Raw genomic sequence first — 12,441 nt, 5'->3', positions numbered from 1 at the left:
TTAGGTAAGATTTCAACAGACTCCATAGAGTGGATGTCTAATTCCTGTTTTTCTTCATGGGATTGTTGTTCGGCAAAGTCGAATAAAGTCCACTCCGGTTCTTCCAGCGGGAAGGGGGCGAATTGTGCATCATATCGCCCTTCCTGAATTAGCTGTAGTATCATAGCTGCTACCCTATTCCAGGTAAGCCCTTCTCGATGGGTTCCATCGGCTTCCTTCCATTCCAATTCCATTCCTTTGCTATTCGTCATATATCCCTTCAGGTCATTGGCAAAGCTGCCCCATGCGCCTCCAATTCCATAGACTACTTTGAGCAGTGGGACAAGAGCGGCGGGTTTAACGGGATGCTGCTCAGTCACGAATTGGTAAATCCGTGGTTTAATCACTGATTTTCCCTGATCACTACGCAACAAGTACTCGAGCATTTCCTCGGCAGTATGTTTTTCTGCACCGTCGTCAATTTCAGGCATAAAAAAAGAACCGCTTGCAGGCGGCTCCGGGGAAGGGGGTTGCTTATGGATAGCGGGAGGTGAAGGTGCGGTTATCTCGGTCTCAGCACGATTTCGTTCAGCACCAGTTCTTCTGCTGTCGATTTGATCTGATTCAGATGGCGCGTCCGCAGTAGGGTATCCTCGGTCTCCGGCATCGGCTGGAGCCGAAGCAGTTGCTCGCTCAACTGCTCCAACCGTTCCAGCGCTTCCTGTTCGACTTGGTGTATTTTCTCCATCAGATCGCCTTGCATTTGAAGAATTAGGAAGCGCTGTGGGTGATGGTTGCGCAGATGGTTCAGCGCCATCCGCCCGTACTTGCCCAGCGGTTGCTGTTCCGCTTCCGGATTGCCCGAGATTTGCAGGTCCGGATACAGCAGACCGTCGATCTCGTGATAGGTTAGGCTCGGATGTTCCTTCTTGTTCATAAAAGGTACTCCTTTCGTTTTCCATGATTTTAATATAGCGGGCAATATCGTTAAGCAAGCTGCAGGCGATGGTATTCACCTGATAGCCCAAACGAGCGACAAGAGGAAGAGTATCCAAATGCATAATGGTAGCGAATTCAATACCATTAGGTTCTGACAGCCCGCAGCGGCGGTGGATAAGATAGCGAACGCTGTCCATAATTAGATCAGCCATATGTTGTTCTAAGCCATGCAGGGGGAGTGTACCGAGAAAGTGATTCTCGACATCGTGCTCGAAGTCTTGCAGCAGCTCATCCCAAGCAGAACCAATAGATGCTTTGGTCAGATCGGAGATGGCATTGGAAAGGTCCAGGGTGTCATAGGAAGTCAAGCGTCCCGCTAATTCAACTTGGTCAATTTGTTCCAGGTTCCAGAGTGCAGGAGCCGATTTCCCTGTAGTTTGAGTGATATCAAACAGGTGATTCAGCACAGGACTCCCCAGGTGAAAATCACAAACGGCAATGCTCTTTTCACCCTTATTCACATAACGACCTAACTGATTCCAAAGGGGGAGAGGAGCCAGCATGGTGGCAGTTGGGTTCTGAGCATAGATCAGCAGACTATTATCAAAGGAGTATTTATAGATTCCGGCAGCGAATTCCAAATAATCCATCCAATTTTTCGGTGAGTGTGAAATTTGTGATACAGCAGATTTATAGATTGCATGGAGAATATCAACACTAGCCACGATGGTTATCCTCCCTTCCTGTGGATCGTGTTACTTTTATTGTTCCAGCTCATCATAGATATCTTTGTCTGGTACAAAAGGAAGCCAATCTCGTTTGATATCCACGGCATAGGCTGGGTAGCGAAGCTTGATCCCTTCAAAGAAATATGGCATGAGTCCATTATCGAACAGATAATAAGGACTGAAAGAGTGGGTCTCTTCTTCATGTTCTCCCGTATAACCCGAATAGAGGTTAAATGCGAGACGGGAAAGACGGACCGTTGTTCCTGTCTGCCAGCCGTTGTTTAAGCCCTCTAGCCTAATGCTGTCTTCTCTGAAATCATAAAGATCATTAATGTGACGGCGAGTATCTTCTGTAAGGCCTAACAGATAAAACAGAGCGGATCGGTAAGGATCGTGTTGACGCTCAGCACGAATTACATTGCCTTCATAAAACTGTTCATGAGCCAGATCTTTGAATATCACTAAATTTCCTCCTCTTCAATTAAGGGATGTTGTTCAGGCTCTGACTGGAGCGAAAAATATAGGGTTAAAGCTTTATCGATGATTTCCTCAACTTCTGTGGCTTTACTCTCAGGAGAGAAATATTTGGCATATACTTTATGCTTTAGCTTGAATGGAGCAGGAACCTTATTTTTTGGCTTCCGGCTAGACTCACCGGAAAGGATCGCTGATGCGGCTTGCTCAGTTAAATTACGGTTTTCTGATTTCGCTCGAAGCAGCTCGGATTTTTTCATATCTACTTTGTAACCCTGTCCATGTATTAACGATTCCACGGTTTGTTGTTCTTCCCGCTTCAGATAAGAGAGATCGACGGCCGGGCGAAGCTTGATTTCACCTTGATCTACTCTTTCCATGAGTTCTGGTAGAAGGTGGTTCAAGCGCAGATATCGTTTAATATTGGTTGGGCTCATATCGTTTTTTTCGGAAACTTCATCCACACTTTTTCCTGGGTGCCCCACTGGGACACCTTCACCATTTTCTTTGTCATTACTGGTGAATTGAGCTTTTTCAATTTCGCTCATTTTACTCTGCTTCTGCTTAGCCTCTTTACAAGCTTCAAGCTGCATCTGAAGGGCACGAGCAAGTTCACTGGGCAACATGTCCTGAATGGAACGTTGGTGGAAATTGGTGTCCACCACGATAATTACTGCTTCCGCTTCCGTCAAATGTTCTTTAACAATGGAAGGGATATGAAGTAACCCTGCGGCTTTAGCGGCATTGACGCGATTATGCCCAGAGAGGATTTCAAAGGAATCTTGTTCCAATGGACGGACTATAACCGGAATTAGGACACCGTTCTCCAAGACGCTTTCGATTAGGTCATCCAGTTTTTTGCCCTCATAGAGCTTAAATGGATGTTTATGAAAGGGAATAAGGCTGGAGAGTAGAAGAGAAGTGACTCCTGAATTTTCAGGGGATGATGTTGTAAGGTTGGGTCCTTGAGACAAAAGTAAAAGCTCATCAATGCTTGAAAGTTTAGGCGTAGGTCGCTTATTGCTCAACTTGCATCAGCTCCTTTGCTAAACTGCAATAAGCTGTGGCTACCTTCGACTTAGGATTGAATTCAATAATACTTTGACTGTAGAAATTCGCCTCTCCGACTTTTACGGAAAGAGGGATCTGAACATCAAAGATGCGGACGGTTTTCTGGTAATAAGCTTTTACTAACCGAAAGGCTTCTTTATATAAATTGGTTCTGGTATCACACATAGTCATTAAAATTCCCGCAATGTTAATCCGCGGATTAATTCGTTTCTTCACCTTAATGATAATTTTCAGAAGCTGAGTTAGGCCTGTTGCTGACCACAGTTGAGGGTTTACCGGAATTAACACACTGTCACTGGCAGCAAGGGCATTTATCGTTAGTAGACCGAGAGAGGGATTTGTGTCTATAATGATATAGTCATATCTTTGCTTCATGGATTCCAGCAATGTGGTGAGAGTCTTTTCACCACCCATTTCATCTCTTAAATTAATCTCAGCAACGGATAGTTCAATGTTGCTTGGGATAAGGTCTATATTGCCATGATTATGAATGTATTCTTCAGGAGCCGGCAGTGGTTCGTCGCTCATGAGGGCGTTCATAATATTGAACATTGAAAACTTAAGCTGATCTGGATTCTCGATTCCAAAGCACATGCTCAGATTGCCTTGTGGGTCGAAATCAACCAGCAGCACTTTCTTATCTTCATGGGACAAGGCGCACGCCAGATTGTAGGCGGTGGTAGTCTTGCCTGTGCCACCTTTTTGATTGGCAATGGTGATAACGGTTGTTTGTCTCATTACGAAAACCTCCCCGGAGGTTTGCTCCGAACATATTGTCAATGGTAGGGAGCGGGCTGGTTCTCTCATTTTTCTCTCCGAGTTCTCTCGCAGTTCTCTCCAAAGGCTAAATTTGCTCTTTCTGTTGCTTGTTGCCGGAAGCCCTTGTGGCTCTAAGGAAAACACGAAAAACCGTAAAATTCCTTGATTCTACAAGGTTTTTTGCGGATTGTAGGTTCCCTTATATTCCACTGCAGGGGGATAAAGTCCAAATGACTTCTGGGACTTAAAATCCTGCGGTACGTGAGTACCGTACGGGTTCGACCCCCGTCCTCGGCACTACAACAACAAGGGTTTCAGCTCATTAGAGCTGGAACCCTTGTTTGTTTTACAAACCAAAGATCGTGGAACAACAGGTTCCTCGCCGTAATTAGCAAAGAATATGTCTTGAAATGACCTGCTTTCCTTATTAAAAATGGTTATTTACAGCAAAAACCAAGGAACCCTTTCAGCATAGCGTTTGCTGAAAGGGTTCCTTGGTTTAAGCTTCCGACACGTTCAATACTCCTCAACTGCCTACTCCACATGACCCGTCGATTGACGGAAAACCGGCATCGTCTTAACATGCGTAACCAGTGGAGGTCTGCCGGGATTTTCGATTTTGGAAAGGAGCATCTCGGCGGCAAGGAAGCCCATTTCGGATCGGTGGATATGAACGGTGGTCAAGTGGGGTTCGACGATTCGTGACTCCGGGGAATTATCGAATCCGCAGACCCTAACCTCACCAGGAATTTGAATATTTAGGTCCTTTAAGATACGAATGACATTAATAGCGATGAAGTCATTGGCGCATACGAACGCGGGTGGAAGATTAGTCATGCTTGCTAGTCGCTGCTTAAGCCACTTATAGTCATCGATATGCCGGTCGTCTTCGAGAATGCAGAAGGATTCATCAAGATCAATCCGGGCGGCATACATGGCTTTGGTGAACCCGTCCCAACGCTCGTTGAAGCTCATGCAATGGCGGGAATCGCCGATAAACCCGATCTCCGTAATTCCTTCATCAATGAGCTTCTTCGTTAGACTGAAAGTACTGTGAATGTTCTCCATCAGCAGTAGATCTGCCTTCATCTCAGAAAACGTCAGTTCTGCTGAAGCGTCAATGAATAAGGTCGGGATCCCGAATGACGTAATAAACTCCGAGTAGCTCTTGTCGAACAATTCGATACAGACAATGCCATCTACTTTACTTTTGTCGAAATTGACAGGAAGAGCCGACGAATCGAGTTCATTCTCTCGAACGATATGTATCGACAAATTAAAGCCTTCGGAGCTGATTTTTTGTTCGAGGCCGCTTAGCAGTGATGTGCCAAAATGTGAATTGTTCGGCATATTTGCTGTAAGCAGGGCAATATTACCGGTTCTTTTTGCAGGTGTGACTTCTTGTTCGAACAAGGCGAACTGCTTGTAATTCATATCGATAGCTTTCCTAACCACTTTGCTGCGTGTCTCATCCGGTATAGAGGGATTATTATTTAATGCTTTGGATACCGTATTCCTAGAAAGTCCAAGCGAATCGGCTATATCTTGAATGGTTACTTTTTCTTTGTTCAAAGATAATGGCTCCTTTAGCAGAAGTAATGCGTTCTCGACCAAAATAATCGTAGTACAAATTAATGTAATTGTCAACTTAATTGTTACAAATGAACAATTGGATTAAAAGTAAAAAGAAAGATTAATAAGGTTTTTATTTTGTGCAAAAGTAAACAAATGAACAAGAGGAATGGACGGTGTTCATTCACTTTGTTATGGATTTTTCGTAAGAGAAAACTATCATTTCGTTGTTGAAAGCTGAAAAATCAATGAATAATCGTTATTAAAATGAAATTGTGTTTTTGTTGGTGTGCATATGTTTACTTTTATAGTCATAAAAATTCTTGACGAAGTAATCGTGATGTTGTAAGTTAAATTTATTAAGCCGTTGGCAGTACTTAATGGAAGCACTTACTTTCGTGCAATAAGTATCCAAAATCACATTTATTTTTTACAAATGAGTATTAAAGGAAGGAGACCTTGCAACAAACTTCTGGAATCACACAAAATAAAAGACCGGAAGCCCGGAATCGTACAGGACTTATGGAGAAACTTACATTATAATGCATACCGTCGGAGCGTGAGTTCATGCTGTAGCAGGCCATGCTCCGACTACTATTATTATTATTATTATTCTGGAGGAGTGGGAGAAACATGAATTATACAGAGAAGTTCCGTCCGCAGTATCATTATTCGCCACAAAAAAACTGGATGAATGATCCGAACGGACTGGTGTATTACGAGAATGAGTACCACCTCTTTTATCAGCACACTCCGTTCGCAAGCCAACCCGATTTCGGGAGAATGCATTGGGGGCATGCGGTAAGCTCCGATCTGGTCCATTGGGAGGAGCTTGAACCATCCTTGCCGCCAGGTGAGGACGGTGCAATTTTCTCTGGAAGCGCGATAGTCGATACACAGAACACAAGTGGTTTTTTTGATGAGGACGGGTCAGGGCTTGTGGCGATCTATACGAATAACGACAACAAGGTGCAACCAGGTAAGCCGCAGGTTCAAAGCATCGCCTACAGCAGAGACAAGGGACGGACTTGGACGAAATATGAAGGGAACCCGGTCTTGTTTCCGGAGACGACGCTTGATTTCCGCGATCCGAAGGTATTCTGGCATGAGGATACATCCAATTGGATTATGACTCTGGCTGTTCAAGACCGTGTGGAATTCTACACTTCTCCAAATTTGAAGGAATGGACATTTGCTAGTGCATTTGGCGCTGACGTCATCGGAACACATCGTGGCGTTTATGAATGTCCGGATCTATTCTCGCTTCATGTCGATGGTGATCCCAATCAGAAGAAGTGGGTGCTCATTCTAAGTGTGGGCGATTGTAATGGAGTGAACCCGAATGAGCCTGAACCACCGGCAGGGGGCTCCGGTATGATGTACTTCGTCGGTAGCTTCGATGGTAAGACATTTACACCGGACGAGCCTATTCTTTCGATTCATGATGTGAAATGGATTGATTTCGGGTCTGATTTCTATGCAGCCGTCACCTGGAGCGATATACCGGAAGGAGACGGACGTAAACTCTGGATCGGTTGGATGAACAACTGGCGGTATGCCGGGACGCTTCCGACTGACAAGTGGCGGGGAAATGCATCCATTCCACGAGAGTTGAAGTTGAGAACCTATCGGGAAGGCCTTCGTCTGGTGCAAGAACCGGTAGAAGAATTGAGAAGGATAGGTTCACCGCTTATGGCTCTGGAGAATGTAACCTTGGTTCCGGATACGAATCCGCTGGCTGACATCACTATTGATAAAGCGGAATTGATCGCGGAATTCGAAATTGGAACCGCAACGGAGTTCGGAATGAAGGTTAGAAAGTCTGCAGATGAAGAAACGGTGGTCGGGTACGATACCCTAAACATGGAGTTGTTTGTCGATCGCACGAAATCAGGCACTACGAATTTCCATCCGGACTTCGCAGCTAAGCACCAGGCACCGCTGCTGCCTGTTGATAACCGTGTACGCATGTCAATCTTCATGGATTGGTCGTCGATTGAAGTGTTCGGTGGTGAGGGTACAGCGGTCATCTCGGACATGATTTTCCCCGCTTCCGCAAGCAACGGACTTGAGCTTTACACGGTAGGCGGAAACGCAAAGCTGGTGTCGCTTCAAATCAATGAGCTGGGAAGCATATGGAGAGATGAGATCAAGGAGGAAGCACATGCGTATCGGGGCAATTGAAGCAGGCGGAACAAAGTTTGTATGTGGTGTCGGGAATGAATTAGGGGAGATTGAGGATCGGGTTCATTTTCCAACGCGGCGACCCGAAGAGACGATGGAGAATGTCATCGCCTACTTCCGGGATAAGAGAGTCGATAGCATAGGGATCGGATCGTTTGGTCCGATCGACCTCGAACACTCCAGTCCGACTTACGGTTATGTGACGACAACGCCAAAACCTGGCTGGTCCGGATATAATTTCGTGGGTACGCTAAAATCGGTCTTCGATGTTCCGGTCGGTTGGGATACGGACGTCAATGCTGCCGCGTTGGGCGAAGCCACATGGGGTGCAGCACAAGGATTGAACAGTTGTGTCTACTATACGATCGGGACTGGCGTAGGAGTCGGCGTTTATACCGAAGGTAACCTGGTACATGGACTTGTTCATCCAGAGGGTGGACATATCCTCACAAGGCGGCATCCGAACGATGATTTTGGTGGCAATTGTCCCTATCATGGCGATTGTCTGGAAGGAATGGCGGCAGGCCCGGCGCTGGAAGCAAGGTGGAAGGCTAAGGGCGATACACTGCCGGAAGACCACCCGGCATGGGAGATGGAGGCGTTCTACATTGCGCAGGCCATATCGAATGTCATCCTGACGTTATCCCCTAAGAAAGTCATTCTCGGCGGGGGCGTGATGAAGCAAGTCCAGTTATTCCCGATGATCCGAGCGCAGGTGGGCAGCATTCTCAATGGATACGTGAGTGCCAAGCCTATTGTATCGGATATCGAACATTATATTGTCGCCCCTATGCTCGGCGATAATGCCGGCTTGTGTGGGGCATTAGCACTTGGGATAAGAGCGTTAGGATCACACACAACGGTACAAAAATAAGCGGGAGTTTAGAGTATTTAAAGGCTCAATCCCAAAGTCAGTACATTCGATCAAACCAAGCAATAATTAGAAATCCATTATCAAAGGTCATTTCACACAACGTGTGCATAGATAGTAGTGCGCACGTTGTTTCGATTAAAAATTCTTTGTTACGGAGTTAAGAATCAGATTGATGGACAATACATAACTTCTGTCAACGGTAATGCATCTTTTAATGAAAGGAAGCATTTATAACATGACAGACTAGAGCTTATTGAAAGCGGATTAAAGCTATACGACAGAATATCCAATAAACGATATAGAATTCAAATACAATGAAAAGAAGATCGATGAGGTCAATGAACGGCTGCTCTGAATGCGGACGGAAATGAAGAAACCAAATATAATTAAAGGATGGGAGCATTTATCAATGAAAATGGATGATGATAAATTACATCGGTATTATTTGGAACTAAATGGTCCAAATTCCAGAGAATAGAACTCCTCTCCAACATGCATTCACACCCTATTGGCATCAAGGGATTATGTAAAAAAGAAATTTGATGTTTTTGATGAAATTCAGGTATGTAATATTGGGATTGGAACTGGAGGTTGGGACGACTACCTTGGATATTGGCTTAAGGGAGGCCTTCGATATTGTAACCCTAATTGGGTCCGCAATTAATGAAACCGGGGACTTCGAGAAATGCTTGGATTCATGCTTTTGTTTAATTAAGCCTGGAGGACATTTGATGTTTATGGCAGGTTTAAAATATACGCCCTTTGAAATGTTGGAAGAATATATAAGTCATACTAAATATCAAATTATGCAAAACGATTTATACGAAGCCTTTCCTGAATATCCGTTTTTCATCAGCAAAATCAGAAAATAATATATGGAGAAAGACCATTTTCTGCTTCGTTATTAATTGTATTCTATCTGGTTTTTGTAAGTGACGGCAGCGAAGCGAAGCACCAACGATGCCGTGACATAATTTTACGAAAAAAAAAGCACCAGGATGAAGAACAACGCCAACCATTTCATTCTTTATAAAAACATTCCTCAAGCGCCTATTCGGCGCTTTTTCTTTGTAGGAGCTGTCATCATTTCGCTCACTTTCGTCTGTCTTCATATAAAAAGCAGGCAAACACTTAGAAATAACTCTAAGCGTTTGCCTGCTTTCCTGCATGAATTTTAACAGATCATAACCGGCATGCGAAGCAGCGAAATAAGAATCATAAAAGGCGATTTTTAAAGAGACATTTCTCATTTAAGATTGCTTGTATATATTCCGGTAAACTTGCGGGGAGGTTTCGATAGCTTCTCTAAAGACCTTAATAAAATAACTAGTGCTTGAAAATCCAACATTCTCCGCTATTTCATAGATAGGTAAGTCAGTGGCAACCAAAAGGTTCTTTGCGGCTGATATCCTGCTCATTTTAATATACTCATTTGGTTTCATCCCCATAATTTTCTGAAAAAGCCGTATGAAATAATACAGACTGTATCCAGACAGTTCCGCCATATGTTCCGAAGTCCAATGGAAACCAGGTTTGTCGTGAATTTTATCTGCTATTCCGTGAATAACTTCTTTTTGATCAAGGGTATTGTTCTGTTTTAGCGACTCCGAATTTTTTAACAGAAATAACAACAGCTCGTAGACCAGTGCCGACAGGTGTGGTTCATTACCTGTTCTGAACGTGTCCATTAATTCAAACATTGATGAGAATATCCGTTGTACTTGTTGAATGCCTGCGAATCTAAAGATTGTTGTGCTATCGAGTTTCCACATGGATAGTAGCGGATCCACAGCATTGAAATGCACAAAACAAATTTCCCAAGGATCGTCTTCATCAGTTCCGTATTGTTGCTCCGCTCGCGGAGGATACAAAAACCCACACCCTCCAGTTAATTCAAGTCGCTCTCCTTCATGAATAACAAATCCCTTCCCCCTAAGCACGAGATGAAGGTTATATTGAGCCAAAAAACCACTTTCCCGGTTCTCGCGATGGGTGGGGAATTCGTAATAATGCCCAATGACTACCGGATACATCAAATGATGTTTGAACGTAGGTGGTGGAATAAAAACATTTCTTTTCATAAGTGGCCTCTTTCGCAATTTTTTTATATATTATAAAGCAAAGATGTATTATTTACAATTAATTAAAGAGTGAATAGAATGAGTATATGAAATGTATTTAGCAAATAATTTTTATTTAATAAAAACAGGAGGATTGTATGACGCATATAAACAACAATGGAATGCCTCGTCTGGATAAGTGTGGCGACGCTTACAGACTGATCGTTAACGAAAGACCCTTTATATCCCTGGCTGGAGAAGTTCACAATTCAAGCTCGTCCAGTCTCGAATATATGAACAAAAATGTCTGGGAGCGCCTAGTTTATTTTAATTGTAACACTGCTGTGATACCGGTTAGTTGGGAGCTCATCGAGCCGTTAGAAGGAACATTTGATTTCACACTGGTTCAAGGTTTAATTGAAGGCGCCAGGAAACATAATCTGAAGCTTGTTTTCATTTGGTTCGGAATGTGGAAGAACTCTCATTCGACGTATGTGCCAGCTTGGGTCAAGCGCGACACACTCCGCTTTCCAAGGGTTCAGTCGGCGAATGGAAAAAAATTGCCGATTGTATCTTGTCATTCCGAAGAGGCACTCCAAGCCGACAGTAAAGCTTTTGCCGAATTAATGCGGTTCATACGTCAAATTGACAGTACGGAACAAACGGTAATCATGATCCAAGTAGAAAATGAAGTTGGATTTCTCGGTACAGCACGTGATTGTTCGCCTCAGGCAGACAAATTGTTTGAAGAAAACGTGCCTGCTGAGCTGATTCAGTATCTTAAGGATCACGCCGAGCATTTAAATGCTTTCCTTAAAAAGCATTGGGACAGCGAGGGGACTGATCTGCTTGGGTGGACACAGCTTTTTGGATCTGCTGCTGAGGAAATCTTCACTGCTTGGCATATGTCCCGTTTTATTGATCAGGTTGCTGCGGCAGGAAAGGCAGAATATCATCTTCCAATGTTCGTCAATGTATGGCTGAAGCAATACGAAGAGCAGGATCCGGGGCAATACCCTACCGGAGGGCCAAACCAGAATGTAATCGATATTTGGAAGGCCGGTGGCCCGCATATCGATATTATCGCTCCGGACATATATCTTAACGAGTTTGCACAAGTCTGTGAAATCTATGACCGCCCTGACAATCCATTATTTATACCTGAGACACGCCGGGATAGTGTAACAGCAGCAAACGTCTTTTATGCTATTGGGGAGCATCAGGCGTTGGGATATACACCTTTTGGTATTGAAACAATGGATAACGGAGTTGATCCATGGAGCGCGGGATTTTTACCCCCAAATCATTTTATGGTCATGGAGAGCACTGGAGTGGGGCCGTTATTGTCTAAGAGTTATGAATTACTGCATCATATGACGCCTGTGATTACACAGTATTACGGTACCCGGCAAATGCGGGGTATCCTGCAGGATACAGCCTATCCGTCAGCGGTTCGCCTTGGTGGATACCGTTTTCAACTGCGGTTTAAGAACCGTTTGAACAGTGAATCTGCACCAGCTGGCGGTTTAATTATCGCGGTTTCTGATCATGATTACATCATTGCGGGGCATGGATTTTCCGTGGAATTTACATCCATGGAGCCGGGAAAGAGTGCAGAATTTATCTCTATCGATGAGGGCTGGTATGAAGACGGAAACTGGGTACCTGGAAGAAGACTTAATGGTGATGAATATCGCGTATCTTTAGGCAGCGAGCCACAAGTGTTAAAAGTATCATTGTATTCTCATTGAGAAATTTACGCCGCGCCCTCCCGGGCGCGCTTTATAAGATCGTTTAAGGA

General features: G+C 44.2%; 10 protein-coding genes. 3 read left to right on the top strand and 7 right to left on the bottom strand.

Going from position 1 to position 12,441, the window contains the following annotated elements; genetic code table 11:
- Positions 1 to 541: 541 nt before the first annotated feature.
- The 5 genes from P40081_RS39120 to P40081_RS26105 all read right to left on the bottom strand — a co-directional run bounded on the left by P40081_RS39120 (position 542) and on the right by P40081_RS26105 (position 5,522).
- Positions 542 to 916 carry a TnpV protein gene (locus tag P40081_RS39120; RefSeq protein ID WP_052422009.1) on the bottom strand — a complete coding sequence of 125 codons (375 nt, stop codon included), beginning with the start codon at positions 914 to 916 and terminating at the stop codon, positions 542 to 544.
- A 763-nt stretch (positions 917 to 1,679) separates the two neighbouring features.
- Entirely contained in the window at positions 1,680 to 2,108 is a 429-nt protein-coding gene (locus P40081_RS26120; RefSeq protein WP_042139129.1) for a DUF6075 family protein, read from the bottom strand.
- The gene (locus P40081_RS26115) at positions 2,108 to 3,148 is read right to left on the bottom strand and encodes a ParB N-terminal domain-containing protein (RefSeq protein ID WP_042139127.1); all 1,041 of its coding nucleotides are present in this window, start codon (positions 3,146 to 3,148) and stop codon (positions 2,108 to 2,110) included. The genes P40081_RS26120 and P40081_RS26115 overlap by 1 nt, the downstream gene beginning before the upstream one ends.
- Positions 3,138 to 3,929, bottom strand: a complete 792-nt coding sequence (locus tag P40081_RS26110) for a ParA family protein (protein ID WP_042139126.1) — start codon at positions 3,927 to 3,929, stop codon at positions 3,138 to 3,140. The genes P40081_RS26115 and P40081_RS26110 overlap by 11 nt, the downstream gene beginning before the upstream one ends.
- A gap of 555 nt (positions 3,930 to 4,484) precedes the next feature.
- Positions 4,485 to 5,522: a LacI family DNA-binding transcriptional regulator gene (locus tag P40081_RS26105; RefSeq protein ID WP_042139124.1), complete on the bottom strand. Its 1,038-nt coding sequence runs from the start codon at positions 5,520 to 5,522 to the stop codon at positions 4,485 to 4,487.
- Between the two features lie 633 nt (positions 5,523 to 6,155).
- On the opposite strand from P40081_RS26105, the gene P40081_RS26100 reads away from it, so the two are divergent.
- Positions 6,156 to 7,706, top strand: a complete 1,551-nt coding sequence (locus P40081_RS26100; RefSeq protein WP_231575198.1) for a glycoside hydrolase family 32 protein — start codon at positions 6,156 to 6,158, stop codon at positions 7,704 to 7,706.
- On the top strand, positions 7,687 to 8,580 hold the full coding sequence (locus P40081_RS26095) for an ROK family protein (RefSeq protein WP_042139122.1): 894 nt from the start codon (positions 7,687 to 7,689) through the stop codon (positions 8,578 to 8,580). Before P40081_RS26100 ends, P40081_RS26095 begins: the two co-directional genes overlap by 20 nt.
- A gap of 818 nt (positions 8,581 to 9,398) precedes the next feature.
- Here the strand turns inward: P40081_RS26095 and P40081_RS39115 are convergent.
- Together P40081_RS39115 and P40081_RS26085 are read right to left on the bottom strand one after the other, a co-directional pair.
- Positions 9,399 to 9,830 carry a hypothetical protein gene (locus P40081_RS39115; RefSeq protein WP_197074274.1) on the bottom strand — a complete coding sequence of 144 codons (432 nt, stop codon included), beginning with the start codon at positions 9,828 to 9,830 and terminating at the stop codon, positions 9,399 to 9,401.
- Positions 9,831 to 10,661: a helix-turn-helix transcriptional regulator gene (locus tag P40081_RS26085; RefSeq protein WP_042139120.1), complete on the bottom strand. Its 831-nt coding sequence runs from the start codon at positions 10,659 to 10,661 to the stop codon at positions 9,831 to 9,833.
- Between the two features lie 137 nt (positions 10,662 to 10,798).
- Between P40081_RS26085 and P40081_RS26080 the strand changes: the two genes are divergently transcribed.
- Positions 10,799 to 12,391: a GH35 family beta-galactosidase gene (locus tag P40081_RS26080; RefSeq protein ID WP_052422008.1), complete on the top strand. Its 1,593-nt coding sequence runs from the start codon at positions 10,799 to 10,801 to the stop codon at positions 12,389 to 12,391.
- Positions 12,392 to 12,441: the final 50 nt, after the last annotated feature.

Origin of the sequence: Paenibacillus sp. FSL P4-0081, assembly GCF_000758565.1 — a bacterium.
Taxonomy (GTDB): Bacteria; Bacillota; Bacilli; order Paenibacillales; family Paenibacillaceae; genus Paenibacillus_AQ; species Paenibacillus_AQ phytohabitans.
Note: the sequence above shows the minus strand (reverse complement) of the source record. Positions and strands in the feature narration are given on the sequence as shown.

Bases quoted from the DNA above. Each gene is read 5' to 3' on its own strand.
- P40081_RS26110 (WP_042139126.1), bottom strand. From the start codon at position 3,929: ATGAGACAAACAACCGTTATCACCATTGCCAATCAAAAAGGTGGCACA.
- P40081_RS26085 (WP_042139120.1), bottom strand. From the start codon at position 10,661: ATGAAAAGAAATGTTTTTATTCCACCACCTACGTTCAAACATCATTTG.
- P40081_RS26095 (WP_042139122.1), top strand. From the start codon at position 7,687: ATGCGTATCGGGGCAATTGAAGCAGGCGGAACAAAGTTTGTATGTGGT.
- P40081_RS26100 (WP_231575198.1), top strand. From the start codon at position 6,156: ATGAATTATACAGAGAAGTTCCGTCCGCAGTATCATTATTCGCCACAA.
- P40081_RS26080 (WP_052422008.1), top strand. From the start codon at position 10,799: ATGACGCATATAAACAACAATGGAATGCCTCGTCTGGATAAGTGTGGC.
- P40081_RS39115 (WP_197074274.1), bottom strand. From the start codon at position 9,830: ATGAGAAATGTCTCTTTAAAAATCGCCTTTTATGATTCTTATTTCGCT.
- P40081_RS39120 (WP_052422009.1), bottom strand. From the start codon at position 916: ATGAACAAGAAGGAACATCCGAGCCTAACCTATCACGAGATCGACGGT.